The 25,770-nt window shown below is 60.9% G+C and carries 23 protein-coding genes; 8 read left to right on the top strand and 15 right to left on the bottom strand.

Annotated elements, in window-relative coordinates; translation table 11 throughout:
* Both F8N96_RS32505 and F8N96_RS32500 read right to left on the bottom strand, forming a co-directional pair.
* A partial coding sequence (locus tag F8N96_RS32505; RefSeq protein WP_150801258.1) for an aldehyde dehydrogenase family protein occupies positions 1 to 333 on the bottom strand: 333 nt, incomplete at its 3' end.
* Positions 334 to 532: 199 nt separating this feature from the next.
* Positions 533 to 1,492, bottom strand: a complete 960-nt coding sequence (locus F8N96_RS32500) for a LysR family transcriptional regulator (RefSeq protein ID WP_150801257.1) — start codon at positions 1,490 to 1,492, stop codon at positions 533 to 535.
* A 174-nt stretch (positions 1,493 to 1,666) separates the two neighbouring features.
* Here F8N96_RS32500 and F8N96_RS32495 point away from each other — a divergent pair, with 174 nt between their 5' ends.
* Positions 1,667 to 3,031 (top strand): MFS transporter, encoded by a 1,365-nt coding sequence (locus F8N96_RS32495; protein WP_150801256.1) that lies wholly within the window; start codon positions 1,667 to 1,669, stop codon positions 3,029 to 3,031.
* A 76-nt stretch (positions 3,032 to 3,107) separates the two neighbouring features.
* On the opposite strand, the gene F8N96_RS32490 is transcribed toward F8N96_RS32495, so the two are convergent.
* Together F8N96_RS32490 and F8N96_RS32485 are read right to left on the bottom strand one after the other, a co-directional pair.
* Positions 3,108 to 3,569 carry a YMGG-like glycine zipper-containing protein gene (locus tag F8N96_RS32490; RefSeq protein ID WP_150801255.1) on the bottom strand — a complete coding sequence of 154 codons (462 nt, stop codon included), beginning with the start codon at positions 3,567 to 3,569 and terminating at the stop codon, positions 3,108 to 3,110.
* 92 nt (positions 3,570 to 3,661) lie between these two features.
* Positions 3,662 to 4,186 (bottom strand): transporter suffix domain-containing protein, encoded by a 525-nt coding sequence (locus F8N96_RS32485; protein ID WP_150801254.1) that lies wholly within the window; start codon positions 4,184 to 4,186, stop codon positions 3,662 to 3,664.
* Between the two features lie 118 nt (positions 4,187 to 4,304).
* On the opposite strand from F8N96_RS32485, the gene F8N96_RS32480 reads away from it, so the two are divergent.
* From F8N96_RS32480 to F8N96_RS32455, 5 genes are all read left to right on the top strand, one after another.
* Positions 4,305 to 5,858, top strand: a complete 1,554-nt coding sequence (locus F8N96_RS32480) for an efflux transporter outer membrane subunit (protein ID WP_150801253.1) — start codon at positions 4,305 to 4,307, stop codon at positions 5,856 to 5,858.
* The gene (locus F8N96_RS32475; RefSeq protein ID WP_150801252.1) at positions 5,855 to 7,024 is read left to right on the top strand and encodes an HlyD family secretion protein; all 1,170 of its coding nucleotides are present in this window, start codon (positions 5,855 to 5,857) and stop codon (positions 7,022 to 7,024) included. The genes F8N96_RS32480 and F8N96_RS32475 overlap by 4 nt, the downstream gene beginning before the upstream one ends.
* The gene (locus F8N96_RS32470; RefSeq protein WP_150801251.1) at positions 7,014 to 8,051 is read left to right on the top strand and encodes a DUF2955 domain-containing protein; all 1,038 of its coding nucleotides are present in this window, start codon (positions 7,014 to 7,016) and stop codon (positions 8,049 to 8,051) included. Before F8N96_RS32475 ends, F8N96_RS32470 begins: the two co-directional genes overlap by 11 nt.
* A gap of 269 nt (positions 8,052 to 8,320) precedes the next feature.
* Entirely contained in the window at positions 8,321 to 9,139 is an 819-nt protein-coding gene (gene ppk2, locus F8N96_RS32460; protein WP_150801250.1) for a polyphosphate kinase 2, read from the top strand.
* Between the two features lie 47 nt (positions 9,140 to 9,186).
* The gene (locus F8N96_RS32455; RefSeq protein WP_150801249.1) at positions 9,187 to 10,980 is read left to right on the top strand and encodes a SulP family inorganic anion transporter; all 1,794 of its coding nucleotides are present in this window, start codon (positions 9,187 to 9,189) and stop codon (positions 10,978 to 10,980) included.
* Between the two features lie 55 nt (positions 10,981 to 11,035).
* On the opposite strand, the gene F8N96_RS32450 is transcribed toward F8N96_RS32455, so the two are convergent.
* The 5 genes from F8N96_RS32450 to arcD (F8N96_RS32430) form a co-directional block, all read right to left on the bottom strand.
* Positions 11,036 to 11,398: a DUF5064 family protein gene (locus F8N96_RS32450; protein WP_150801248.1), complete on the bottom strand. Its 363-nt coding sequence runs from the start codon at positions 11,396 to 11,398 to the stop codon at positions 11,036 to 11,038.
* Between the two features lie 12 nt (positions 11,399 to 11,410).
* A complete protein-coding gene (gene arcC / locus F8N96_RS32445; protein ID WP_150801247.1) occupies positions 11,411 to 12,340 on the bottom strand; it encodes a carbamate kinase in 930 nt (309 codons plus the stop codon).
* Positions 12,341 to 12,495: 155 nt separating this feature from the next.
* Complete coding sequence (locus F8N96_RS32440) at positions 12,496 to 13,506, bottom strand: ornithine carbamoyltransferase (RefSeq protein ID WP_064677723.1); 1,011 nt, start codon at positions 13,504 to 13,506, stop codon at positions 12,496 to 12,498.
* Positions 13,507 to 13,518: 12 nt separating this feature from the next.
* Positions 13,519 to 14,775, bottom strand: a complete 1,257-nt coding sequence (gene arcA / locus F8N96_RS32435; RefSeq protein ID WP_150801246.1) for an arginine deiminase — start codon at positions 14,773 to 14,775, stop codon at positions 13,519 to 13,521.
* A gap of 24 nt (positions 14,776 to 14,799) precedes the next feature.
* Entirely contained in the window at positions 14,800 to 16,227 is a 1,428-nt protein-coding gene (arcD, locus tag F8N96_RS32430) for an arginine-ornithine antiporter (RefSeq protein ID WP_150801245.1), read from the bottom strand.
* A gap of 397 nt (positions 16,228 to 16,624) precedes the next feature.
* Here arcD (F8N96_RS32430) and arcD (F8N96_RS32425) point away from each other — a divergent pair, with 397 nt between their 5' ends.
* Entirely contained in the window at positions 16,625 to 18,052 is a 1,428-nt protein-coding gene (arcD, locus tag F8N96_RS32425) for an arginine-ornithine antiporter (protein WP_150801244.1), read from the top strand.
* Here arcD (F8N96_RS32425) and F8N96_RS32420 read toward each other — a convergent pair.
* From F8N96_RS32420 to F8N96_RS32405, 4 genes are all read right to left on the bottom strand, one after another.
* A complete protein-coding gene (locus F8N96_RS32420; RefSeq protein ID WP_150801243.1) occupies positions 18,047 to 19,342 on the bottom strand; it encodes a flavohemoglobin expression-modulating QEGLA motif protein in 1,296 nt (431 codons plus the stop codon). The two genes, arcD (F8N96_RS32425) and F8N96_RS32420, sit on opposite strands and share 6 nt — an antisense overlap.
* Positions 19,339 to 20,004 (bottom strand): MliC family protein, encoded by a 666-nt coding sequence (locus tag F8N96_RS32415; RefSeq protein ID WP_150801242.1) that lies wholly within the window; start codon positions 20,002 to 20,004, stop codon positions 19,339 to 19,341. The genes F8N96_RS32420 and F8N96_RS32415 overlap by 4 nt, the downstream gene beginning before the upstream one ends.
* A gap of 211 nt (positions 20,005 to 20,215) precedes the next feature.
* Positions 20,216 to 20,845 carry a hypothetical protein gene (locus tag F8N96_RS32410; RefSeq protein WP_150801241.1) on the bottom strand — a complete coding sequence of 210 codons (630 nt, stop codon included), beginning with the start codon at positions 20,843 to 20,845 and terminating at the stop codon, positions 20,216 to 20,218.
* 183 nt (positions 20,846 to 21,028) lie between these two features.
* Positions 21,029 to 22,072, bottom strand: coding sequence for an AraC family transcriptional regulator (locus F8N96_RS32405; RefSeq protein WP_150801240.1), 1,044 nt, complete (start codon positions 22,070 to 22,072; stop codon positions 21,029 to 21,031).
* A gap of 122 nt (positions 22,073 to 22,194) precedes the next feature.
* On the opposite strand from F8N96_RS32405, the gene F8N96_RS32400 reads away from it, so the two are divergent.
* Positions 22,195 to 22,596: a carboxymuconolactone decarboxylase family protein gene (locus F8N96_RS32400; protein WP_064677732.1), complete on the top strand. Its 402-nt coding sequence runs from the start codon at positions 22,195 to 22,197 to the stop codon at positions 22,594 to 22,596.
* A gap of 107 nt (positions 22,597 to 22,703) precedes the next feature.
* Here the strand turns inward: F8N96_RS32400 and F8N96_RS32395 are convergent, their stop codons facing one another.
* Both F8N96_RS32395 and F8N96_RS32390 read right to left on the bottom strand, forming a co-directional pair.
* Positions 22,704 to 24,401, bottom strand: a complete 1,698-nt coding sequence (locus F8N96_RS32395; protein WP_150801239.1) for an AMP-binding protein — start codon at positions 24,399 to 24,401, stop codon at positions 22,704 to 22,706.
* 2 nt (positions 24,402 to 24,403) lie between these two features.
* Positions 24,404 to 25,720, bottom strand: coding sequence for an MFS transporter (locus tag F8N96_RS32390; protein WP_224794160.1), 1,317 nt, complete (start codon positions 25,718 to 25,720; stop codon positions 24,404 to 24,406).
* Between the last annotated feature and the right edge of the window lie 50 nt (positions 25,721 to 25,770).

Raw genomic sequence — 25,770 nt, 5'->3', positions numbered from 1 at the left:
CATCTGGCCGCTGGTGCGACCGCGCTCGCCTTGAATCCGTGCGGCCGGCAACGCGGTTTCGCGGCAGACCAGGGCGACGAACTCATCGCCCAGGGCATCGAGCTCATCGGCCACCGCATCGAGAAACAGCGCCCGATGTTCGGCACTCAGGCTGCGATAGGCCGGGTAAGCGGCGGCGGCAGCCTTGGCGGCGGCGTCGACTTCTTCCAGGGTGGCCTGGTAGAAATCGTGGGGCAAGGTTTCGCCGGTGCTGGCGTCGACGCTCTTGACGATGACAGTGCCGGCAGCGCGGCGCTGACCGCCGATGTAGTTGTGGCCGATAATCGTGGACATTTCTGGCTCCAGTAAAGGATGTCCCCTTGCGGGGATGTCAGGACGGGGAGGAGAGCAGGGATTCAGGTGACTGCGCCAATCTGCCAGGGCACAAGCTTGCCGCACTATAAGAGCCGCCGCGGGTGGCTGCCTAATGAGACCTTTGGATTGATCGATAACCTTTTCTCATTGGTTCGGCGATTTTTCAGTGAAACATCGCTCAACGGTCACCGGCTTCCCGTCGCAGCCGGGCGAATTCCAGCAAGGTGTCGGCGAATTCCCGGGCGGCTTCGGATAGCGGCTCGTCCTTGCGCGTGATGATGCCGTAGTCCTGGGGTTCGACCTTGAACGGCGTGTTGAGCACTTTGAGCAAACCGCTCTGGACCTGGGACTGGACCATGGAATCGGGCAGCATCGCGAGCATCGGTCCCGATTGCAGGAGTTGCAGGAAGGTTGGCATCGAGATGGTTTCGACCGTGTTGGTCGGCGTGCGAACATTGAACTCGGTGAAGGCGCTTTCCATCCGTCGGCGGATGGGGGCATTGAAGGGGTACATGACCCAGGGCCAATCGCCGAGCTGGTCGGTCGCCACTTCGTCGAACCGGGCGAGGGGATGGCGACTGTTGACCACCAGGCAAAAGGGCTCGGGGCCCAGCGGGCGAAATTCGAACGGCTGCTGGTAACGTTCATCGGTGAAGCGGGCAATGATCAGATCGAGCTTTTTATGCTGGAGCATTTCCAGCAGTTGATTGCTGGTTTGCTCGATCACTTCGATGGACAGCATCGGGCGGTCCAGCTTGATCCGGGTGATGGCCTCGGGCAGCACCACCGAGGTCGCGGCGAATATCGCGCCGACTTTCAACTGGCCGTGGCCACCTTTGCGCAGCTTATTGAGCTGATCGACGAAGGAATGCGTATCGTCCAGGGTCATCCGCGCATAGCGGACCACAAACTCGCCGAGCTCGGTCAGGACCATGCTGCGGGTTTGCCGTTCGAACAAGGCAAAGCCGAGCAACAGTTCGATGTCGCGCAACATCTTGCTGATGGCGGGCTGGGTCAGGTTCATCAGCTCGGCAGTCGTATGCATGTTGCGGGTCCGGGCCAGCGTATCGACCAGCACCAGGTGCTTGATCTTGAGCCATTTGCTGACGCTGGCGTATGAAATCTCGTCGTTTTCCATTGAGCGCTCAATCTGATTGATAACCAAACGATATCAAATGCTGAAAATATGTCATTGGAATTTATCAATCCAGTCCACTAGTTTTGCCCGGTCGTTATCGAATCGACCCGGACCTGCCTATGCCCACGGATAGCAGCAATGGTCGCTGGACAATAATAAAAAGGCAGCAAAAACATGAGTAAAAACACCACAAGAGCGGATCACGCGGCAGCCATCGAGAGCGCCATCGCCAAGTGCCGATGGAAGCTGTTGCCGTTCCTGGCATTGATGTTTGCCCTGGCGATGATCGATCGCTCCAACGTCGGTTTCGCCAAGGCGGCACTGCAAACCGATATCGGCTTGAGCAATGCCGCCTTCGCCCTGGGCGCGGGTATTTTCTTTATCGGTTATGCGATCTTCGAAGTTCCCAGCAACCTGATGTTGCACCGGGTCGGCGCACGGCTCTGGCTGAGCCGGATCATGATCACCTGGGGCCTGGTGTCCGCCGCCATGATGTTCACCCGGGATGAAACGACGTTTTACGTGCTGCGCTTTCTGCTCGGCGTGGCCGAAGCGGGCTTTTCCCCGGGTGTGATCCTGTACCTGACCTACTGGTTTCCCGCCCAGCGTCGCGGCCAGGCCATCGGCATCTACTATTTCGGCCTGCCGATGGCCCTGATGCTGGGCAGTCCGCTGTCGGGCTGGTTGCTGGAAATGCATGGCATGTTCAACCTGACCAACTGGCAGTGGATGTTCCTGGTGGAAGGCCTGGCGGCTGTCGTCGTGGGGATCATCGCGTTGTTTTACCTCAAGAGCAAACCACAGGACGCCCCTTGGCTGACCCGCGAGGAGAAGGCGGCCCTGAGCCAGGAGCTGGAAGCTGAAGACCAGCTCAAACTTGCCCATGGCCCGACCAACCTGCTGGGTCTGGTTCGCAACAAGCGAGTGCTGAAGTTCATCCTGATCTACTTCAGCGTTCAGGTCAGTGTGTATGGGGTCATCTTTTACCTGCCGACGCGAATCGCCGAGTTGCTGGGTACCACCGTCGGTTTCAAGGTGGGCATGTTCATTTCGTTGCCGTGGCTGTGCGCCGCCGTCGCCATGTACTTCGTGACGCGTTATGCCGACCGGCACGGGGCACACCTGAAGATGGCGATGTGCATGCTGGGCCTGGCCGCCTTGGGTATTGCCGCCTCGGCATTGCTCAACAGTTTCGCCCCTGTACTGCTGGCTTTCTGCTTCGCAGCGGCCGGTTTCGTGACTGTTCAGCCGCTGTTCTGGACCCTGCCTACCGGCTATCTGGGAGGGGTCGCCGCTGCAGGCGGTATTGCGCTCATTGGCTCCATGGGCAATATCGGCGGCTTCGTCGCACCCATGCTCAAGGCCAATATGGAGGTCTGGTTCACCGATCCCCGCGCAGGCATGTTGTCATTGTCGGCGGCGGGGCTGGTGGGGGTTTATCTGCTATGGACGTTGCGTGCGCCGAAGGGGCCATCGCTGGTAGGGCAAAGCCCTCTGGACGGGGTGGCGAGTCAGGGCCGGGCAGCGTCGAACGCTTGAAAGAGCCAGTTCGCCGATAGACAGATAAAAATCGCCGAAGCCCTCAGGGCTTCGGCTTTTTTTGTCTTCTTTATATCTAGGGGGTTACTTGATAACCGCGCTGCTGCATGCAACTGGTGTAGGCGGAAGAAGCGGCAGCCGTATTCTGTTCCGTACTCCGGCGATCCTGACGACGATCCTGACGTTGCCGGGCGCCGCCGACCACTGCGCCAGCCACCGCGGCATCCTTGGCTTTATTCTGCCGATATTCCTGTTTGACATCGTCATCGACCTGGTCATAAAACTCGTCATGCTGACGACCGCGCGCGCCGGCTACCGCCGCACCCGCGACTGCACCCGTGGCGGCACCCCGGACCCGTCCACCCGATTGAGGGCTGGTGCTGGTGGTGGTATTGCCGGCCTGAGCCTGGCATGCGCCGATGTCCTGCTGGATGATGTCGGGGGACTGCCCCTTCAGCGGCGTCACGGTCTCGGCAGTCGCGCACAGGCAGACCATGGAGAAAAACGTCGCGACGCAAGGTAAGATGGACTTGTTCATAAGGGCTCCACTGCTGACAAAGTGCTTTGGCAGAGCGGCCCCTGGAAGGACATGCCGCAACCTGGTTCGCACCCCTCATCAGATTTCCAACGTTAAATCGCTTCTGCATTGGCGACCCGCGCTTTTCGAATAAACAGCGCACGCACTTTCTCCCAGAAATTCCCTCCCAGCACAAAAAAGCTTGCGATCAGCATCAAGTCGCCCAGTGCCTGCAACTGCCACAGGTTGGGCCTGAGGCCCGGCCAGATAGTGTCGACGTAGGGTTCAAGAAAGGCCGAGACCAGCGGCACGAAGAACATGACGATACCGATTCGGTGCCGCCACGGACCCACTTCGGCATCCATGCTGGGTGCCATCGAGGACACATAACCGAACACGGTGCGCTTCAACTGTTGAAACCCGGCTTTGCCCATCACTGCAATGACGATGATCAACAGGACCTTGTTACTGATGAACAGCACACCGGTCAGCGCGGCGATCCTTGAACCCGCCACGCCGAACATCGCGGCAAGAGGCACCAACAGCCAGGAGCCCAACATCACGCAGAGAATGATAATCCCCAACTTGAAGCGCCAGCCAGCTGAATGGGGTTCCACAGTAGCCTGGGTCGTATTCATGAGTGTCGTACCTTTTAACCGGTCGCTGCAGATTTGGGGATGTTAAAAAAGCTTAGCAGCCGTTTGCCCGTTTGGACGTCTATGCTCCAGTGAACTTCGTCGGCCGGGAACAGCGTAAATGCAGTCACGTAGAGCCTTGCTGTGTCGGCCAGGCCGGCTCCTGCTGCTTGGCGCACTGGGTCTTTGCGGCTGTGTACGGCTCGGGCCGGATTTCCAGGCGCCTGGCGAGGCATGGATCAAGCAGTGGGGTAGCCCGGCCCTCGAGCAATCCAGTCAACGCAGCCTGAACCCGGACCTGCGGCAGTGGTGGCAAGTGTTCGCCGATCCGGTCCTTGATCGGCTGATTGCCGAATCCGATGCGCACAATGCCGACCTGAAAATCGCCGGTCTGCGGGTAATGGAGGCCCGCGCCCAGCTGGGTATCGCCCAAAGCGGACGCTACCCGCAGCTGCAGCAGGCCAGCGTCGACAGCCTGTACTTCAACCGTCGGCAATTCGGTGGCAGCAACCCGCAGGACAGTCATTTCTGGCAACACAGCGCCGCATTCGACGTCGGCTGGGAACTGGATTTCTGGGGGCGCTTCAGTCGCGCCATCGAGTCGTCCGATGCCAGCTACTTCGCCGCCCAGGCCAACTATGAAGACGTGCTGGTGTTGCTGCGCGCGCAAGTGGCCGAGACCTATTTCTCGCTGCGCACCACCGAAGCCCGTCTGCGCGTCGCCCGGGAAAACGCCGAACAGCAAAAGCGCAACTTCGAGATCACCGAAAAATTGTTCAACAGCGGCCAGCAAGCCGAACTCGACCTGCAACAGGCCAAGACCCAATACCTGGGCACCTTGAGCACCATTCCCAATTTCGAAGATCAGCTGCAGCGCACCCGTAATGCCTTGGCCGTGCTGATCGGGCAACCGCCGGGCGCACTGCCGCAACTGATGGCGCATCCAGGACTGATTCCACTGGTCGATCGCGCGGTGCTGCAGGACGTGCCGGCCAACCTGTTGCTGCGCCGGCCCGATGTGCGCGCCGCCGAGCTGAATGTCGCCGCCCAGTCCGCGCTGGTCGGCGTCGCCGTTACCGACTTCTATCCATCGCTGACATTGCTTGGCAGCATCGTCTGGTCGGCCGACACCCTCAGTGGCACTTCGCGCAACCTGGATTTGATCGGCGGACCCAGCCTGCGCTGGAACCTGTTCGATCATGGCCAGATCAGCAACAACGTGCGGGTGCAGGACGCGCGGTTGCAGCAGCTGATCGAGGTCTACCGCGACAAGGTCCGCCAGGCCGCACGGGAGGCGGACGATGCCGCCTATGGCCTGATCAAATCCCTGGAGCGCGAGCGTATTCTCGGTGAAGCCGAAACGGCCGCCAGGCGTTCGCTGGTGCTGGCCAACGCGCAGTATCGCGAAGGCTACTCGGACTTTCAGCGGGTGCTGGACGCGCAGCGGGCCTTGCTCGAGCAACAGGACAATTACCTGGTGGCCCGCAGCAACGCGGTGAGCAATGCGATTGCCCTGTACAAGGCCCTGGGCGGCGGCTGGTACAGCCCGCTCCCTAAAGTCGATCCGGCCACCCGCCAACAGATGGAACAACGCACCGACTGGGGCGATGTGCTGGAGGAGTCTGCCACCCCGGCGCCAGCCTTTCCGATGTCTTACCAGGAACAAGAACCATGAGTGAAGCGCCCAAGCCCGCGTCCGAGACACCTGTCAGCCCGGCACCGGCACCGGCACCGGCACCCGCACCGGCACCCGCGCCGACCGCCGACCCGACGAACAAAGGCATCAAGTGGGTGTTGCTGGTGATCCTCCTGAGCCTGGCCTGGTACCTGTTGGCCGACCGATACACGCCCTATACGCAACAAGCCCGGGTGGGCGCCTTTGTGATACCGGTGGCCTCGGAGGTGGCGGGGCGGGTGACCCGGGTCAACGTGCGCAACAACCAGGACGTCAAGGCCGGCGAATTGCTGTTCGAGGTCGACCCGCAGCCGTACCGGATCGCCGTCGACCGTGCGCGCGCCGACCTTGAGTCGACCCGCCGGCAGATCGGCGCCAGCACCGCCGGTATTGCGGCGGCGCAAGCCAACCTGCGCGCCGCCCAGGCCAATGAACTCAAGGCACGCCAGGACAATCAGCGCCTGGAAGGCTTGTACCGCGAAGACCCCGGGACCATTTCCGTGCGCCTGCTGGAAGTATCGCGCTCCACCCGCGAACAGGCGGTCAGCAAGGTCGCCGCCGCCCGTGCCGAAGTGCAGCGCGCGCGTGAACAGGAGGGTGGCAGCGACGAAGACAACGCCATCTTGCGCAGCGCCGCCACGGCGCTGGAAAAAGCCGAACTGGACCTGGCCAACACGCAGATCCGCGCCCGCTCGTCCGGTCTGGTCACGGATCTGCGCACCGATGTCGGGCAGTTTGCCGGGGCCGGCAGCCCGGTGATGACCCTGATCGCCATCCATGATGTGTGGATCAGCGCGGACATGACCGAGAACAACCTCGGCCTGGTCAGGCTCGAGACGCCGGTGGCGATTGTGCTGGACGCGTTGCCGGGCGAGATGTTCGAGGGGCGCGTGCGCAGTGTCGGCTATGGCGTCAGCGTCGGTCAGACCCCGCCGCCCGGCACGCTGCCCAGCGTGCAGAACAGCCGTGACTGGCTGCGCCCGGCGCAACGTTTTCCGGTGATCATCGAGTTTTCCCAAGACTCGCGGACCCGGCTGCGCGACAGCGGTGCCATCCGTGCCGGTGGGCAGGCGGAAGTCATGGCGTTCCCCACCGAGGGCAATCCGCTCAATCCCCTGGGCCGCTTGTTTGTAGGCCTGATGAGTTGGCTGAGTTATGTCTATTAAGAGCGTGCCTGCCGGGCGCTCGCCCCGGGCGCAGCGGGCATTGCGCCTGGCCACGGGCACGGCGCTGAGCCTCGCCGCCAGCTTCGGCCTGGGGTTGCCGATTCCCTTTTTTGCCCCGGTGCTGGCCGTTCTGCTGCTGGCCACTCTCAATCGGCCGCTGCCGTTCAAGGCCGGCCTGGTGCTGGCCCTGGCCGCCCTGTTAACCACCGCGATCGGGCTGCTGTTGATCCCGATCCTGCGCTATTACCCGGTCAGCGGCGTGCTGTTGATCGGCGTGTGTCTGTTCCTGGCCTTCCGTTATGGCCTGCGTGGCGGTAACAACCTGATCATGACCTTTCTGGTGATTGGCCTGACCATGATCTCGTCGGCCGGTGTCGCCGATTTCGAGCTGGGCGCCTTGGTCATCGGTGCGCTGGTCAAGGGGTTGGTGCTCGCGGTGGGGGTGCTGGCGGTGAGTCACTGGCTGTTTCCCGAACCGGCCAACGCCCCGTCACCCCCGGCCCCACCGGTCATGCCCGCCGACGAGGTGGGCCGGGTGGCGTTGCGCACCACCCTGATCGTGCTGCCGACCTTCCTGTTGGCGCTGATCGATCCCGCCAGTTACCTGCCGATCATTCTCAAGGCCGTCAGCCTGGGCCAGCAGAGCTCGACGGCGACCGCCCGCAACGCCGGCCGTGAATTGGTCGGCTCGACCCTGTTCGGCGGCCTCCTGGCCATTCTGTTCTGGTGCGCCCTCAGCCTGTTCGTGCACCTGTGGATGTTCTTTCTGTGGATGCTGCTGTTCGGCCTGGCGCTGGCGCGCAAGTTGTATGCCCTGAGCCCGACCCGCTTCAGCCCGGGATTCTGGCTCAACAGCCTGATCACGATGATTATCCTGTTGGGCCAGTCGGTGCAGGACAGTGCGGCGGGCAAGGACGTCTACACCGCGTTTGCCGTGCGCATGGGGTTGTTCATCGTTGTCACGCTGTATGCCTGCCTGATGGTCAATCTGCTCAGTCAGCGTCGCGGCGGATTGATCGCCCGGTAAACCCACGTCAACTCGATGTTGAGGGTGCAATCATCGACTAAACTCACTCGGTTGGTCATGGAGAGCAGAAGGGCCGCCCACAACGCTAATGCTGTTTTCTGTAGGAGCTGGCTTGCCGGCGAAGGCGTCCTCAATGGCGGTGCAAGGCTCGAGACCCCCTTCGCTGGCAAGCCAGCTCCTACAAAAAAGCGGCGATCTGCAAACCGAAAGCTGCAGCTGCCGGATCTGCCAATCGGTCGTCATCTACCCGCATTTGTGAGGTCTTTTCAATGGCAAAGGACAAGAAAGCCCCGAGGAGCAAACCCGCCGAAAGCTCGAAACTGAAGAACAAGGTTTATCTTGAACAGTTGCGCGGCCTGCACGTCGAACTGGTCAAGTTGCAGGAATGGGTAAAGGCCAAGGGCGCCAAGATCTGCATCATTTTCGAGGGTCGCGACGGTGCCGGCAAGGGCGGGACGATCAAGGCGCTGACCGAAAGGGTGAGCCCGCGGGTGTTTCGGGTGGTGGCGCTACCGGCGCCGACCGATCGCGAGAAAAGCCAGATGTATGTCCAGCGTTACCTGCCGTATCTGCCTGCGGCAGGCGAAGTGGTGATCTTCGACCGTAGCTGGTACAACCGCGCGGGCGTCGAGCGGGTAATGGGGTTCTGCACCAAGGAGCAGGTGGCCGGTTTCCTGAAAACAGCACCCAACGTGGAGCGGGCCATCGTCGATTCGGGCGTCATCCTGCTCAAGTACTGGCTGGAAGTCAGCCCGCAAGAGCAGACCCGCCGGCTTGAGGCGCGGATCAAGGACGGCCGCAAAATCTGGAAGCTGACCCCTATGGATCTCAAGTCATACAGCCGCTGGTATGACTACTCGCGCGCCCGCGACGACATGTTCATGACCACCGACACTGAACATGCGCCCTGGCTGGTGGCCAACTCGAACGATAAACGACGGGCCCGCCTCAACATCATCAGCGACTTGCTCAGCCGCATTCCCTACGAGGATGTCGCGCGCGAGAAGGTGATATTGCCCAAGCGGCAGAAACCCGGTGGTTATCGCGAGCCGGATTATCCGCTGCGACGAATTCCCGAAAAATTCTGACGGGTCGTTGCAGTCTGTCTGCGTTGCATACCAAGGGCCGCAGTGCCATGAGCCAAACGGATAGTTCGCCCCCCGTGCCGGAACCGGGGCGGATTGCGCGTCGCGAGTCGAGCGCAGATCAGGCCGGCTGGAGCCGCTGGCTGCCGGGACTGCGCACCCTGCGCGGATACCGGATGAGCTGGTTGCGGCACGACATCGTGGCCGGACTGGTGCTGACCACGATGCTGGTGCCTGTCGGTATCGCCTACGCGGTAGCCTCCGGCGTACCCGGTATCTATGGTCTCTATGCAACCATTGTCCCGTTGCTGGCCTATGCGTTGTTCGGGCCCAGCCGGATTCTGGTGCTGGGCCCGGACTCTTCGCTGGCTGCCGTGATCCTCGCCGTCGTCCTGCCACTGTCCGGGGGGGATCCGCGACGGGCCATTGCCCTGGCAGGCATGATGGCGATCGTGTCGGGGGCGGTGTGCATCCTGGCGGGCATCGCGCGCCTGGGTTTCGTCACCGAACTGCTGTCGAAACCGATCCGCTACGGGTACATGAACGGCATCGCGCTGACGGTATTGATCAGTCAACTGCCCAAGTTTTTTGGTTTTTCGATCGAGTCCGACGGCCCGCTGAGAAACATCTGGGCGATCGCCACGGCGGTGATGGACGGCAAGACCAACTGGACCACGTTCATGGTGGGTGCCGCCACACTTGCAGTGATCCTGCTGCTCAAGGGCCACAAACGCATACCGGGCATTCTGATCGCCGTGGCGGGAGCGACTGTTGCCGTGGCTGTGCTGGATCTTGCCGCGCGGGGCGGGGTGAAGGTCCTGGGCTCGCTGCCCCAGGGGCTACCGGCTTTCGCCATTCCCTGGATCACCAGCGCCGATATCGTCCCCGTCCTGATCGGCGGTTGTGCCGTCGCCCTGGTGTCATTCGCCGACACCAGTGTGCTCTCACGTGTCTACGCGGCGCGCACCCGTACTTACGTGGACCCGAACCAGGAAATGGTGGGGCTGGGCGTCGCCAACCTGGCTGCCGGTTTTTTCCAGGGGTTTGCGATCAGCAGCAGTTCATCCCGCACGCCTGTGGCCGAGGCCGCAGGCGCGAAAACCCAGCTGACCGGCGTCGTCGGCGCGCTTGCCGTGGCCTTGCTGCTGGTGGTGGCGCCGAACCTGTTGCAGGATTTACCCAATAGCGCTTTGGCGGCAGTGGTGATTGCATCCGCCATCGGCCTGATCGAGGTCAACGACCTGCGACGGATCTATCGCATCCAGCGCTGGGAGTTCTGGCTGTCGATCGTCTGTACCGTGGGCGTGGCCGTGTTTGGCGCGATCGAAGGCATCGGCCTGGCCATCGTCATCGCCGTCATCGAGTTTCTGTGGGATGGCTGGCGGCCTTATTCCGCGGTGTTGGGCAGCACCGATACCGTCAAGGGGTACCACGACATCAAGCGCTACCCCGAGGCGCGTCTCATCCCCGGCCTGGTGCTGTTTCGTTGGGATGCGCCGCTGTTTTTCGCCAATGCCGAGCTGTTCCATGACCGGGTCCTGGACGCCGTGGCGACGTCGCCCACGCCGGTGCGCTGGCTGGTCGTCGCGGCGGAACCGGTGACCAGCGTGGACGTGACCTCTGCGGACATGCTGGCGGAACTGGACGAAACCTTGCACGGGGCGGGCATCAAGTTGTGCATCGCCGAAATGAAGGATCCGGTCAAGGACAAGCTGAAGCGATTCGGGCTGTTCGCGCGGCTGGGTGAAGCGGCGTTTTTTCCAACGATAGATGATGCGGTCGGCAGCTACCTCGCCATCCAACCGCAGGATCCGCCAGCTTCACTGGACCTTTATCAGCGTTGAATCCCCGTGAAAGCGAGCCTGCTCCCGGAGGCTGCGCTTTCACGGGAGAACGGGATTACTCCAGATGTTCGGGTTTGACCGGATCGCCCGATTTCATATCCAGTTGTTCCCTCATGTCTTCGAACATCAAGTCGTAGAATTTGTGATTTGAACCGATGCTGCTGTGCACCTTGGGGATGCCGTACTTCTCAAGAATTTTCGTGACATTGCGCGCAAAATTGTAGGCTTGGTCCTTGGGGAGGAAGAACGGTTCCTTCATTTCCTTGCCCTCGATCGAACCATGCAACGTGAACTGCATTCCTTTGCCTTCCTTGGGATCCGTTACAACTTCATAGTCAAGGTGCAGGTTGTAGCTGACATCGTCCTTATTCAGCGCGTGGCGCTCGAAATGCAGATGTCCGGGGTCGAACGTTGCCATTGCCGTCTCTCCTCACAAGTAAGTAATGCCGGCTTTCTCGGTGCTGATACGGGTACCGGCCGAGCCCTGAACGATAGCCTCGATGTCCGAGAGTGAACCGATCACCGCGACTTTTCCAGTGTGGCGGGCGAATTCACAGGCGGCCTGGACCTTCGGTCCCATGGACCCAGCCGCGAAGCCGAGTTTTTCCATTTCGTCGGGGTGCGCCTGGGCGATGGCTCTCTGGGTCGGTTTGCCGAAATCGATGTAGGCGGCATTGACGTCGGTGGCGATCACCAGCAGATCGCTGTCCAGCTGTTCGGCCAGCAGCGCCGAGCACAGGTCCTTGTCGATCACCGCTTCCACGCCCTGCAGTTTGCCGCTGGCGCCGTACATGGTGGGGATGCCGCCACCGCCGGCGCAAATCACGATGCTGTCTTTTTCCAGCAGCCACTTGATCGGACGGATTTCGAAGATGCGCTTGGGGCGGGGGCTGGCTACCACGCGCCTGAACTTGTCGCCGTCCGGAGCGATCGCCCAGCCTTTCTCGGCGGCGAGCTTTTCCGCTTCGGCCTGGGTGTAGACCGGACCGATGGGCTTGGTGGGGTTCTGGAATGCCGGGTCATTGGCATCGACTTCGACCTGGGTGAGCAAGGTGGCGAAGGGCACCTCAAAGTCCAGCAGGTTGCCCAGTTCCTGTTCGATGATGTAGCCGATCATGCCTTCGGTTTCGGCACCGAGCACGTCCAGCGGATAAGGCGAAACCGAAGTGTAAGCGGCCGCTTGCAGCGACAACAGGCCAACCTGGGGACCGTTGCCGTGGGCGATCACCAGTTGATTGCCGGCGTGGATCTTGGCGATCTGTTCAGTGGCGATCCGGATGTTGGCGCGCTGATTGTCCGAGGTCATGGGTTCACCCCGGCGGAGCAGGGCGTTACCGCCCAGAGCAACGACGATACGCATGATGCAGTCCTTCTAAACTGAGAGGTTGCGGATGTCCCCTGTAGGAGCCGGCTTGCTGGCGATGGCCTCACCTCGGTCTGTCAGATACACCGAGGCGATGCGTTCGCCAGCAAGCCGGCTCCTACAGGGGGCACCGCAGGAACCCGGGTGAGTCTTCAGATATCCGCCAACGCCGCCACCAGGATCGCCTTGATCGTGTGCATGCGGTTCTCCGCTTGCTCGAAGGCAATGTTGGCCGGCGATTCAAAGACCTCTTCGGTCACTTCGACGCCATTGGCCAGGTGTGGATAGCGCGCGGCGATGTCCTTGCCGACCTTGGTTTCGCTGTTGTGGAAGGCCGGCAGGCAGTGCATGAATTTCACTCGCGGGTTGCCCGAGGCTTTCATCATCTGCGCGTTGACCTGGTAGGGCAGCAGTTGCTCGATGCGCTCGTCCCATGCCTCCACGGGTTCACCCATCGACACCCAGATGTCGGTGTGAATGAAGTCGACGCCCTTGACCGCGGCTTTCGGATCTTCAGTGATGGTGATGCGCGCGCCGCTGTCTTCGGCAAACGCCTTGCACTGATCGATGAAATCCTGGTGCGGCCACAGCGCCTTGGGCGCGGCGATGCGCACGTCCATGCCCAGTTTGGCGCCGATCATCAGCAGCGAGTTGCCCATGTTGTAGCGGGCGTCGCCTAGGTAGGCGTAGCTGATCTCATGCAACGGCTTGTCACTGTGTTCGCGCATGGTCAGGGTGTCGGCGATCATTTGCGTCGGGTGGAATTCGGCGGTCAGGCCGTTGAACACCGGGACACCGGCGAACTCGGCCAGCTCTTCGACGATTTCCTGTTCGAAGCCGCGGTATTCGATGGCATCGAACATCCGCCCCAGCACGCGGGCGGTGTCTTTCATGCTTTCCTTGTGACCGATCTGCGACGACACCGGGTCGATGTAGGTGACGTGGGCGCCCTGGTCATGGGCCGCGACTTCGAACGCGCAACGGGTGCGGGTCGAGGTTTTTTCGAAAATCAACGCGATGTTCTTGCCTTGCAGGTGCGGACGCTCGGTGCCGGTGTACTTGGCGCGCTTGAGGTCACGGGACAGGTCCAGCAAATAGTTGAGCTCGCGCGTGGTGTGGTGCATCAGCGACAGCAGGCTGCGGTTGCGCATATTGAAAGCCATGACGGAATCTCCTTAATAGTCGATAGGGTCGCGAATGATCGGGCAGGTCATGCAGTGGCCGCCGCCACGGCCACGACCGAGTTCGCCGGCGCTGATGGTGATGACTTCCACACCGGCCTTGCGCAGCAGGGTGTTGGTGTAGGTGTTGCGGTCATAGCCGATCACCACGCCCGGTTCCACGGCCACCACGTTGTTGCCGTCGTCCCATTGCTCGCGTTCGGCGGCAAAGCTGTTGCCTCCGGTTTCGACGACACGTAGCGTTTTCAGATTAAGGGCCTGGGCCACGGTGTCGAGGAAGCTGGTTTCTTCGCGGCGAATGTCGATGCCGCCCGGCTTGCTTTCGTCAGGGCGCAGGGTGAAGGCCACGATTTGCTTCACCACTTCCGGGAAGATGGTCACCACATCCCGGTCGCAGAAACTGAACACCGTGTCCAGGTGCATCGCCGCGCGAGATTTCGGCAGGCCGGCGACAATCACTTTGTCGACCGCCTTGTGCTTGAACAAATTGACCGCCAGTTGGCCGATGGCCTGGCGCGAGGAGCGTTCGCCCATGCCGATCAAGACCACACCGTTGCCGATCGGCATCACGTCACCACCTTCCAGGGTGGAGCTGCCGTGCTCCCGATCCGGATCGCCGTACCAGATCTCGAAGTCGGCGTTGGTGAATTGCGGGTGGAACTTATAGATGGCGGTGGCCAGCAGGGTTTCCTGTCGCCGTGCCGGCCAGTACATGGGGTTGAGCGTCACACCGCCGTAGATCCAGCAGGTGGTGTCGCGGGTGAACTGGGTGTTGGGCAGCGGCGGCAGGATAAAGCTGGAGTGGCCGAGGAAATCGCGAAACATTTCGATGGTCTTGCCACCGAAGCTGTCTGGCAGGTCATCGGCGGACACACCGCCGATCAGGAACTCGGCGATCTTGCGCGGCTCCAGGCTGCGCAACCAGGAACCGGTTTCATTGATCAGCCCCAACCCGACCGAATTGGCGGTGATCTTGCGTTCCAGAATCCAGTCCAGTGCTTCGGGAATGGCGACGATGTCGGTCAACAGGTTATGCATTTCCAGCACTTCGACGTTGCGCTCGCGCATTTTGGTGACAAAGTCGAAGTGGTCGCGCTTGGCCTGGGCGACCCATAGCACATCATCGAACAGCAGTTCGTCGCAATTGTTCGGGGTCAGCCGCTGGTGGGCCAGGCCTGGAGAGCAAACCATCACTTTGCGCAGTTTTCCGGCTTCGGAATGGACGCCGTACTTAACTTTTTCGGTGGTCATTACAGTAATCCTCCAGATGAGGTGTTACAGGGTCAGGAAGCCGTCGTAGAGCCCGTAGGCCGCCACCACCGCGCCCACGACAACGGCCGCGAAAATCAGCTTCTCGATGTTGGTGAAAACCGGTTTGTCGACTTCAAGTTTAGCCTTGGCAAACAGAATCACGCCGGGGGCGTAGAGCAGGGCGGAGAGCAGCAGGTATTTGACGCCGCCGGCGTAGATCAGCCAGATCGCGTAGATCACTGCCAGGGCACCGATGAACAGGTCTTTCCTGCGCTCGGCCAGGGCGTTCTCGTAGCTCTCGCCGCGTACCGCCAGCAGCAGGGCATAGGCCGCCGACCACAGGTACGGCACCAGGATCATTGAGGTGGCGAGGTAGATCAGAGACAGGTAAGTACTGGCCGAGAACAACGTGATGATCAGGAACAGTTGCACCATGGCGTTGGTCAGCCACAATGCATTGACCGGCACCTGATTGGCGTTTTCCTTGCGCAGGAAGGCCGGCATGGTGTGGTCCCTGGCGGCGGCGAACATGATCTCCGCACACAGCAGCACCCACGACAGCAGCGCTCCCAGCAGCGAGATGATCAGGCCTACGCTGATCAGCACCGCGCCCCAGTGGCCGACCACGTGTTCCAGCACCGCGGCCATCGACGGGTTCTGCAGCTTGGCCAGTTCTGGCTGGGTCATGATGCCCAGCGACAGTACATTCACCAGCACCAGGAACAGCAGCACGGTGACGAAACCGATCACCGTGGCTTTACCCACGTCGCTGCGTTTTTCCGCCCGCGCTGAAAAGATGCTCGCGCCTTCAATGCCGATGAACACCCAGACGGTGACCAGCATCATGTTGCGCACCTGGTTCATCACGCTGCCCAGGTCCGGGTTTTTCAGGCCCCAGATGTCGGCGGTGAAGATCTCCAGTTTGAAGGCGAAAATCGCGATCAGTACAAACAGCAGCAACGGCACGACCTTGGCTACAGTGGTCACCAGGTTGATGAATGCCGCTTCCTTGATCCCCCGCAGCACCAGGAAATGCACGCCCCAGAGCAGCACCGATGCACCAATGATCGCCGCCACCGTGTTGCCTTCGCCGAAGATCGGGAAAAAGTAACCCAGGGTGCTGAACAGCAGCACGAAATAGCCGACGTTGCCCAGCCAGGCGCTGATCCAGTACCCCCAGGCGGACGAGAAACCCATGTAGTCGCCGAAACCGGCCTTGGCGTAGGCGTAGACACCACCGTCCAGATCCGGCTTGCGATTGGCCAGGGTCTGGAACACGAAGGCCAGGGTCAGCATGCCGACGGCGGTGATGGCCCAGCCGATCAGTACGGCGCCGACATCGGCACTGGCGGCCATGTTTTGCGGCAGAGAAAAAATCCCCCCGCCAATCATTGACCCGACGACCAAGGCAACCAGAGCGCCGAGCTTCAGTTTTCCGGGGGATTCAGACATTGCACGCCTCCATTTGCAGGGAAAAAAAACTACGTTTAATTTCGTTAGCTATGCAATATTTCCTTGAATCAATGCATGTACAGGTTTCATTGCCGTTAAAATGTAGGGGCCTTTTAGGTTTTATTCTGAAATGATCGTATTGTAGCGAAAGCACTCGAAGTTGCCGGATTAACACTAGTTGGTTTGCGTAATTTGGCAAATTTTAGTCCTTTGATTATTGATGTAAATCAACAAATCAAAGTGTCGGCAATCGGTGGTCGATTGGCTATTCCTCACGCTGTTTTCATTGCGGCCAGTTATAAGAAAGTCCATGTTGGCGTTAATGGGCAACCACTATTACCCTTTATTCGTGGTTTATGCCCACTCTGTAAGTTCTCGCCCACCCTTGAGGCGCCAAATGTCACAACCGACGCAAAAGCTGCGCTTGAATGCGCTTATTGCCCTGGTAGTGGGGTCAATGATTGGCGGCGGGATCTTTTCCCTGCCACAGAACATGGCGGAGAAAGCCGATGCCGGTGCCATATTGATCGGCTGGGGGATCACCGCCGTCGGCATGCTGACCCTGGCCTTCGTGTTTCAGACCCTGGCCAATCGCAAGCCCGAGTTGGACTCGGGGGTGTACGCTTACGCCAAGGCGGGGTTCGGCGACTACATGGGTTTTTCTTCTGCCTGGGGATACTGGATCAGTGCCTGGCTGGGTAATGTCGGTTATTTCGTACTGCTGTTCAGCACCCTGGGTTACTTTTTTCCGGTCTTCGGCCAGGGTAATACGCCAATTGCCATTGGTTGCGCTTCGGTGCTGTTATGGGCGGTGCATTTCCTGGTGATGCGCGGCATCAAAGAGGCGGCGTTCATCAATCAACTGACCACCGTGGCCAAGATCGTACCGTTAATCATGTTTATCGTTATCGCTGCCGTGGCCTTCAAGGCGGATATCTTCACCCGGGACATCTGGGGGCGCAGCAACCCTGATTTTGGCGGAGTGATGGATCAGGTGCGCAACATGATGCTGGTGACGGTCTTCGTCTTCATCGGCATCGAAGGCGCCAGCGTCTATTCGGCCCGGGCGCAGAAACGTTCGGACGTGGGTCGCGCGACGGTCATCGGTTTTCTCGGGGTGTTGGCACTGCTGGTGCTGGTCAATGTGCTGTCCCTGGGCATCATGAGCCAGCCGGAACTGGCGAGGCTGCAGAACCCGTCACTGGCCACTGTCATGGAGCATATCGTCGGCCATTGGGGCGCGTTGCTGATCAGCGTCGGCCTGGCGATTTCGCTGTTGGGTGCATTGCTGTCGTGGGCGCTGCTCTGTGCGGAAATCCTCTTCGCCACGGCCAGGGACAAGACCATGCCGGCCTTCCTGAAAAAGGAAAATGCCAACCACGTACCGGTCAATGCGCTGTGGTTGACCAACGGCATGATCCAGATTTTCCTGTTGATCACCTTAATCTCCGCCGGTACCTACACCAGCTTGATCTACCTCGCGTCCTCGATGATTCTGGTGCCGTATTTGTGGTCGGCGGCCTATGCGGTGCTGTTGAGTGGACGTGGCGAGACCTACGAACACGCATCGGCCGAGCGCACCAAGGACCTGATGATCGGCGGCATTGCGCTGTGTTACGCGGTGTGGCTGTTGTATGCAGGCGGGGTCAAGTATTTGCTGTTGTCTGCATTGTTATATGCGCCCGGGGTGATTTTGTTTGCCAAGGCTAAACATGAGCAGGGCGAGCCACTGTTCACTCACATCGAGAAGGGCATTTTTGCCTGCGTAGTGGCCGGGGCGGGGCTCGCGGCTTATGGCTTGTACAGTGGGTTGCTTTCGTTATGAGAAGGCGTCAGGGATGGAGGCACTGGCGTCGGCTTCATGCTCATCTGCAAACGCCATGAGCACGTCCAGATCGAGCACATCCAGCTTGATCCGGGTGATAAAGGCGGAGAACGCCAGGTTGGCGGCGAGTCGATTCAGATCGGCGGCCCAATCCGGGACGTAGACCGGCCCCTTCAGCCAGCCGGACTCGAAGAGCGGGGCCAGGCGCACGGTGTCACCCAGGCTGAGGCGCCCGGCGAACAGATGACCCACCAGTTCCGGCCGGTTGTCGCGGATCGCAATGCGCAGCAGGGTATGGACGCCGAGCAAGCCGGTCAGGTAGGCGGCATCCTTGGTGAAGGCCGAACCGCCGTGCAGGTCGGCGCCGCGGAAAACCCGTTGGGTCGAACGAAAGGATTCCTCCTGGGACTGACCGGCAGCGAGAAAACCTTCGAATACCTGGATGAAGTCGGCACCCTCCAGCGCCTGCTGGACCGCCAGCACGCGCAGGGCGAGGCGGCGCAGGCGGTTGATGTCCATGCTGGCGGTGAACAGCTCGGCCAGCGTGGCGATGCCTTCCTGGGTCTGGGTCGTGCGTGGCGCCCCCAGCCCCAGGCTTTTCAGGTTGGGTTGCAGTGCGCCGTTTTGTGCCGTGGCGACATGCACAAAGGCCTCATGCTGCAATAGCTGGTTCTTGTCCAGTTCCGAGAACAGGGCGCTGGCACGCAGGCGGATGCGGCTCGCCCCGGCGATGGCCTTGGCGGCCAGGGTTGGATCGAGCACCACCGTGATCCGGCCCGGGCCGAAGAATCGATCCAGTTCCGGCTGCATCCAGGCGGCGAACGCCTCGGCCGGGATGTCGGCCTGGATCGGCGCAATCCGCGCACCGCCCAGCAAGGCATCGGTGGTACTGAGGAAGAACCGGGCCGCGTCCAGCATGCTCAAATTCAGGCGTGAATAGTAGAAGTCCGGGCGCCGGTACAGCGCTGACGAATACTGGGTAAAAGCAGGTGTGCCAATGGCACCCAGCATGCGTCCGGCGGTGGCATAGCTGCATGCCGTCATCGCGAGGTAACGCCCGGCCGGATGCCCCTTGTCGCAGCGGCGGGTAAAGGCTTCCAGGGCAACGATATCGGCGCTGTGGTCGCGCGGGCGCAGCTCGACCTTGGGCAGTTCCGCACGCCCGGCACGCCAACGTTCCAGAAATATTTCCTCGACCCCGTCCGGCCAGGCCAGGGCTTCCAGAGCGCGGATCTTGCGGACCAGGCCGGGCAGGGCGGCATCGAGTTCGGACAGGGGCGCAGTGCTCACGGAAGTCTCCCCGGCTCGGCCGAACAACTCATTTCCCCTGAGCCAGGCGTCTGGAAAAGGACGACATTGCCGTCTTGCCAGAAGCTGTAGCTCCCTCGGGAATCCTTGCCAGTGTATCGGGTCCCCGAATCACTCTGCACCTGGCTCAAGGTGATCTTGGTGTTCGCCCATTCCAGGTACACGACACCCGGCTGCGTGGTGAAGTAGGTGGCGGCTATCGGCGCTTTCAACCCCGGACATCGAAACGCCAGGGGGCCTTCGGTGAGCCTGTCCGGGTCCCGGGTTCGGACAATGGCCGAGCCTTGGCGCAGTTGGTGCGCGCGTTCGGCATAACTTTGGATAGTGCACGCCTTGAGCTCTGGCCCGGACGCACATTGATTGCGGGTCTCGACCCAGAACTGCTGGTCGATCATGATGCGGTCCGGCGGCGGTACCGAGCGTTGATCCGTGAGGGCCAGGCGATACAGACGCATCAGTTCGACATCCATCTGCGCCAGCTGCGGATCGCGACAGATGAGTTTTTCGGCGGGCGCCCTGGCCTGGGCGCAGTCGAAGCTGGTCTTGAACTGGGGTGAAGGGGGCGCGGCCTGTGCACAGCTGCTCGCCGCCGCGCATACGCCGGCAGCGAGCAGACTGGTGAAAAGGGCCGTGACCGTTTTCATTGGGGCTTTACCCAGATCATGACGTGATGCCCGGATTGCCGTGGACCCATCGATCCCTCAGGTGTGTATGGCAGTGTAAGTCGAGTTTTTTATAAGCGCACTCTTTGCTGATGAAGCATTTGTTGATGAAGCATTTGTTGATAAGGCATTTGTTGAAGAGGCATTAGCGATAAGACATTTACTGATAATGCCTTGCGGCTCCCGCCATTGATCAAAAACGAGGCGGGCGAACCGAGCCGGCGCCACGAGGCTCTGAGTCACGCAGCATGGCCCGCGCGGGATCGGGTTGATCCGGGCTGGTGCTTGTATGGTTGGAAGCCTCCAGCCTGGACACCCTTTTGCTGACCTCGTTGATATTGACAGGGCTCAACGTGATATAGGCGTTGTTGACGCGGAAGGTGGCGGGTACGCCTTCCTTGTAAAACTCGAGGCGTTTTGCGCTGCCTACTGCGAACCATCCATCAGCGCGTAATGCCGTTTCCAGGGCCTCGCGTTCTTTCGGTTGAAATTCCAGGCGAATGGATCGATAAGTCAGTTTCTCCTGCGGGACGCCTGAGATATTGGGGCCTCCCATAGGGTCCGCTTCGCTGGAAAAGTTGTCTGTGACATCCAGTGTTATTTCAGCGCTACTGGCCGTTGCGCCATAAACCTCCATTGGCTTGCCGCCGTGCGAGCACGAGAGGTAGTTATAGAAATCCACGCACTCTGTGAATCCTTGTGCTTTCCCTAGCGCCTGGGTACCGGGAACAGAGAGCCCCGACACCTGGACAGTTGTCAGGCGTTCCGCAGAATGCGCAGTGCCTGCCACGAGTAGAAGAAAGATCGCTCCCAGCTTGTTCATATCGAAGCTCCTACTGATCTATTGGACTGAAATGAATCGTGGATCGCCTGTCGATCCCTGCTGCGCAAAGCGTTACCGGAACCGTGCTGGCATTTTGTCTACGAGGGGATGTTAGTCGTTAAAATGGATTGCGGTGGTTGCGTTACACATTAGTTCAGAATTTCGCTTAGACCGAAATCGCCTTTACGCGCTTTTTCTGAACAACCGAGCCGGTTGTTTGCTTGCGGCTATCGACGAGGGCCGGGTTCTCCAGGACGATGGGCTGCATTTGAAAAGCCGGCTGAACCAGCGGGAGAACGCACTCAGTTCGGAAAAGCCCAGCACGCCGGCAATCTCGCTCAAGGGATGATGGGGATTTTTCATGTACCGCGTCGCCAGCTCCGTGCGTACTTGATCCAGCAGCGAAGAAAAAGTCTCGCCTTCGCGCGTCAATTGCCGATGCAGTGTGCGTCTGTCACGTCCCAGGTGGGCCGCCACCTGCTCCACCGAGCAGCGTCCAGTGGGCAACAGGGTCCAGATCATCTGGTGCACCTGTCCCAGCAGGGTTGCCCGGGAATCTTCGCGAATACTGTTCAGGTACTGATTAACGTGGCGGGCCATTTCCGGATCGGCACTGGGCAGGGCCCTGTCGAGGTCGCTGCTGCGGCAGATGATGCCATCCATCAGGCAGTTGAATTGCAGCGAAGTGCCGAGCACACGATGGTGCCGGCTGTCGTCCCGTGGGGCGCAATGGCGGAAACAGACCACTGACGGATGCCAGTGGTTGCCCAGCAAGGACTTGAGCAGTCGATAGGTAACCGCTACCGCCAGCTCCACCGACTGGCGCACAGACAATTGGCAGACGGTGACCAGCTCCAGCCGTAGCACCACCACGCCGCCACTCTCCTCGATATCCAGGACCAGGCCCTGATTGTGCAGGTAGAGAAACTCCTGGAGCGCCACTAACGCTGCGCGCAGGGTAGGTTCGCGCCATAACAAGGCCAGGGGGCCGAGATTGGAGGCATTGCGACTCTCTGCCAGGCGCAAGCCGAAATCTTCCACGCCGGCCGCACGCGCCGAACTGTCCAGCAACCGAGCCGTTGCTTCAACGGGAATTTTCAGGTCCGGTTGTAGCAAGCAGCGCGGATCAAGGCCGACAAGGCGCAATTGCTGCAAGGGGTCAACGTTCAACGAGCGGGCGATTTCCGCGTAGTGGGTGAGGCTGGCACTGCGAACTAGACCTTTCATTGAGTATTTACCCCTGCGTTGCACGTGTCCCGGGATGTCATGCCGGTGCCCCATTTAGTCAATACGGACGGCGTCGGCACGTTTAGAGTTGAAAGCAGCCACTCACCCCCGAGGAACTGCAGATGAATGAAGACCAGACCCAAGCTGACACCCCCACCTGTGATGCCATGCGTGAAGCTGGCAGCTGGAATACCGCCTGGGACTCGCTGGCCGAGCTGGATGCCGAGTGGACGGAAAAGTTTCTCGGCATGGCCACCCACCCGATACGCAAGGGGATTCTTGACCCCAAGACCTTCGAACTGATCGCCATCGCCGTCGATGCCTCCTGCACTCATCTGTATGCCCCCGGTGTGCGTCGCCACATCCGCAAGGCTCTGGAAATTGGCGTCAGCGTCGAAGAAATACTGGCGGTGCTGCAGTTGACTTCGATTCTGGGCATCCACAGCATGGCGCTGGGCGCCCCGATACTCATCGAAGAAGCGCAGAAGCTGGCCAGCGACGGTCCGGTACAAGGCACTTATTGAATTCATCAAGTCACTCTTCGTTTGGCTGCGAAGGCCATTCCGGCCTTCGCAGACCCACGTCTTAGAATCTCCAATGCAGCAACAGCAGCACCAGGTCAACGAGAAGCTCAAACCGTCATGGTCGTTTCAGTCGGATTGCCCGAGGTCGCCAGTGTGCGCAAATCCCGGCGCAATATCTTGCCCACCGTTGATTTGGGCAACGCCTCCAGGAACCGCACCTGGCGGGGCACTTTGTAGGCCACTAAATGCGCGCGGCAGTACTCGATCAAACCAGCTTCGTCGAGCGTGGCATTGGCGGCCTTGACCACGTACAGGCATACGGATTCACCACTGCGCTCATCGGGCATACCGATCACGGCGCATTCGCTGACACCGGTGCAACTGGCGACAACCACTTCCACCTCGTTGGGATAGACGTTGAAACCCGAGACAATGATCATGTCCTTCTTGCGATCGACGATCTTGAGCAAGCCGTCCGCGGCAAAGATGCCGATGTCGCCGGTGCGAAAGTAACCGTCGGCGGTAAACGCGTTGGCGTTGGCAGTGGGCTTGTGCCAGTAGCCGGACATGATCTGCGGCCCCTTGGCACAAATTTCTCCGGCCTCGCCGAGCGCGGCCGGTTGATCATCGTCCTTGAGCAGCACGATGTCGGTCGAAGGCAACGGCAAACCCACTGCTGCCGAGAAATTGCTGCGGCCCATGACGTTCAGGCACAGGATGGCCGAGGTCTCGGAGAGGCCGTAGCCTTCGAGGATTTCCTGGCCGGTGATGGTCTTCCACTGCGTCGAGGTTGCCGGCAGCACCGCGGCGCCACCGCCAATGGCCAGGCGCAGGCGCGAGAAGTCCACTTCGCCGATGCGCGGATGGCGCACCAGCGCGCCGTACAGGGTATTGACCCCCGTCAGCAGCGTCGGTCGGGCCTTGATCAGCGTGTCGACCAGATCATCACTGTTGCGCGCATCGGGGATCAGCCAGTTCTCGGCACCCGCCGAAAAGCAGATCAGCAGATTGATCGTCAGCGCGAACACGTGGAATAGCGGAAGCGCCGTGACCACGACGTTGTCACCGACCGTGTCGAACATGTCAGGGAGAAACGCGCGCGCCTGCAGGATGTTGGCGATCAGGTTGCGGTGCGACAGGGCGGCACCTTTTGAGGGGCCGGTGGTACCGCCGGTGTATTGCAGGAACAGCAAGTCATCGCCCGTCAGCTCGACCGGAGTAAACGCCAGCGTGCCGCCCTCGTTCAAGGCATCGACGAAGCGAGTCAACGGCAGGTCAGGCAATGGCTGGATGTCGAACTCGTGCACGGCCGCAGGCGTGCCGAGGGTGTCGCCGGGCTGTACCGCGATGACTGTTCTGATCGATGTGCGGTCCAGTATCGCGGCCAGTGTCGGCAGAGCACTGGCGACGATGACGAGGGTCTCGACCCCGGCGTCGTTGAGCTGGTGTTCGAGTTCCTGCGCGGTGTAAGTCGGGTTGACATTGACCTGGGCGGCACCGGCTCGGAGGATGCCGAACATCGCCACGGGAAACGCCGCGATATTGGGCAGCATGACCGCGACACGATCGCCACGACGCACGCCCTGATGCTGCAGCCAGGCGGCAAACGCGCAGGACTGTCGGTCGACTTCGGCATAACTGAGTGAGCGCCCGAAGCCGTGAAAGGCGGTGCGGCTGGCATGACGCTGCATGGCTTGTTGCGCCATCGCCACCACCGAGGGCCAGGCATCGGGGTTGATGTCAGTCGGTACGCGGGCGTCGTAACGCTGTTGCCAAGGACGGCTGGGAGTGAATGCTGTGGTCATGATCAACCTGCTTTCGAAGTGATTGTCGATGGGTGGGTACATGGCTGGAGGCTTACGCGCTCAAGATCATTGCGATAATTGCGAACCCCCACCAGCAGGGCCAAGGCGGCTGCAATGCCTGCCAATGGCAGCAGGTGCAGGGCCGAGGCCAGGCCAATGCGATCGGCGAGCAAGCCGGTGACGAAGGGGCCGGGCGCCATGCCCAGCAAATTGTTGGCAATGGCCAGGGTGGCCATTGCGGTGCTGTGCAGGGCGGGCGGCGTCAGGTCGGCGACCATGGTGCCGCAGGGGCCGACAATGCCTCCGCCAACGAACATGGCCAGGCCGATCATGACCAGTTGCGCCATGCCTGCCGGCAGCTGGAAGGCCACGGTCAACAGCGCGCTGCAGAGCAGGCAGTAGCCCATGGTCAACCTGATTTTGCGGGTTGGCGAACCCTGGCACAGGCGGTCGGCGATGGCGCCGCACAGCGGCATGCCGACCGCCGTGCAGAGCATGAAGATGGCGGTGATCGCACCGGCCTGGGTCAGCGGCATGTCGTAGAAGCGATTGAGGTAGCTGGGCAGCCAGGTCAGCAGGGCGCCGATGGAGAACAACTGCAGGCCACTGCCGATATAGACGCTCAGCACCGAAGACGTGGAAAACAGGCTGCGCAGGGGGGGATGAGCCCTGGTCTTGTTCGAGCCCGGGTTGCGCACGGGCGATTCGAGGCGGCCAGGCCTGACCACCAGCGCGTAGACCACGGTCAGTGCCATGCCATAGACCGCCATGCCCACGAAGGAGGCGCGCCAGCCGAAATGCGTGGCGAGGACTCCGCCCAGGCTGATGCCGAGCACGGAACCCACCATGCTCCCGGCCAGAAAGGCGCCGGTGACCGTGGACCGCTGGTGCGGCGGGAAAATGCTCAGCACCACGGCAAGCCCGACGCTGCCGTAGGCCGCCTCGCCAACGCCGATGAAGAAACGCGCCACGAACATCTCTTGATAGTTGGCGGCGAATCCACAGATCAGCGTGGCCACGCTCCAGATAGCGGCCATGAGCACCAGGCTGCGGATGCGTCCCAAGCGATCGGCGACCACCGACAGCGGAAACGCCAGCACGCCGACGGCGATGGCGACAACGCTGGACAGCGCGCCCAGCTCGGAATCGGAGAGGCCCCATTCGGCCTTGAGCTGCGGGAAAACCACCGTCAGCACCTGCCGCGACATGAAGTCTGACAGCAGCAGGCCGAAGGTCAGGGCGAAGACCACCCAGGCGTAGGGTCGGGCGATACGTCGCCAGGTGTCACCGGGTACATCTATCGGGGCGTGCAAAGTCACGGAGACTCTCCTCTCGTTACGGCCGCGTTCATTGCGCAGATTGGGTGCAG

It is taken from the genome of Pseudomonas fluorescens (genome assembly GCF_902497855.1).
Taxonomy (GTDB): Bacteria; Pseudomonadota; Gammaproteobacteria; order Pseudomonadales; family Pseudomonadaceae; genus Aquipseudomonas; species Aquipseudomonas fluorescens_BI.
The sequence above is the reverse complement of the archived record's forward strand: the minus strand, read 5'-3'. Positions and strand labels throughout refer to the sequence as shown.

Excerpts from the sequence above, each read along its gene's own strand:
- F8N96_RS32485 (WP_150801254.1), bottom strand. The coding sequence starts at position 4,186 with ATGAATACGACCCAGGCTACTGTGGAACCCCATTCAGCTGGCTGGCGC.
- F8N96_RS32455 (WP_150801249.1), top strand. The coding sequence starts at position 9,187 with ATGAGCCAAACGGATAGTTCGCCCCCCGTGCCGGAACCGGGGCGGATT.
- F8N96_RS32470 (WP_150801251.1), top strand. The coding sequence starts at position 7,014 with ATGTCTATTAAGAGCGTGCCTGCCGGGCGCTCGCCCCGGGCGCAGCGG.
- F8N96_RS32410 (WP_150801241.1), bottom strand. The coding sequence starts at position 20,845 with ATGAACAAGCTGGGAGCGATCTTTCTTCTACTCGTGGCAGGCACTGCG.
- ppk2 (WP_150801250.1), top strand. The coding sequence starts at position 8,321 with ATGGCAAAGGACAAGAAAGCCCCGAGGAGCAAACCCGCCGAAAGCTCG.
- F8N96_RS32495 (WP_150801256.1), top strand. The coding sequence starts at position 1,667 with ATGAGTAAAAACACCACAAGAGCGGATCACGCGGCAGCCATCGAGAGC.
- F8N96_RS32415 (WP_150801242.1), bottom strand. The coding sequence starts at position 20,004 with ATGAAAACGGTCACGGCCCTTTTCACCAGTCTGCTCGCTGCCGGCGTA.
- arcD (WP_150801244.1), top strand. The coding sequence starts at position 16,625 with ATGTCACAACCGACGCAAAAGCTGCGCTTGAATGCGCTTATTGCCCTG.
- F8N96_RS32450 (WP_150801248.1), bottom strand. The coding sequence starts at position 11,398 with ATGGCAACGTTCGACCCCGGACATCTGCATTTCGAGCGCCACGCGCTG.
- F8N96_RS32480 (WP_150801253.1), top strand. The coding sequence starts at position 4,305 with ATGCAGTCACGTAGAGCCTTGCTGTGTCGGCCAGGCCGGCTCCTGCTG.
- arcC (WP_150801247.1), bottom strand. The coding sequence starts at position 12,340 with ATGCGTATCGTCGTTGCTCTGGGCGGTAACGCCCTGCTCCGCCGGGGT.
- arcD (WP_150801245.1), bottom strand. The coding sequence starts at position 16,227 with ATGTCTGAATCCCCCGGAAAACTGAAGCTCGGCGCTCTGGTTGCCTTG.
- F8N96_RS32500 (WP_150801257.1), bottom strand. The coding sequence starts at position 1,492 with ATGGAAAACGACGAGATTTCATACGCCAGCGTCAGCAAATGGCTCAAG.
- F8N96_RS32440 (WP_064677723.1), bottom strand. The coding sequence starts at position 13,506 with ATGGCTTTCAATATGCGCAACCGCAGCCTGCTGTCGCTGATGCACCAC.
- arcA (WP_150801246.1), bottom strand. The coding sequence starts at position 14,775 with ATGACCACCGAAAAAGTTAAGTACGGCGTCCATTCCGAAGCCGGAAAA.
- F8N96_RS32400 (WP_064677732.1), top strand. The coding sequence starts at position 22,195 with ATGAATGAAGACCAGACCCAAGCTGACACCCCCACCTGTGATGCCATG.
- F8N96_RS32405 (WP_150801240.1), bottom strand. The coding sequence starts at position 22,072 with ATGAAAGGTCTAGTTCGCAGTGCCAGCCTCACCCACTACGCGGAAATC.
- F8N96_RS32395 (WP_150801239.1), bottom strand. The coding sequence starts at position 24,401 with ATGACCACAGCATTCACTCCCAGCCGTCCTTGGCAACAGCGTTACGAC.
- F8N96_RS32490 (WP_150801255.1), bottom strand. The coding sequence starts at position 3,569 with ATGAACAAGTCCATCTTACCTTGCGTCGCGACGTTTTTCTCCATGGTC.
- F8N96_RS32475 (WP_150801252.1), top strand. The coding sequence starts at position 5,855 with ATGAGTGAAGCGCCCAAGCCCGCGTCCGAGACACCTGTCAGCCCGGCA.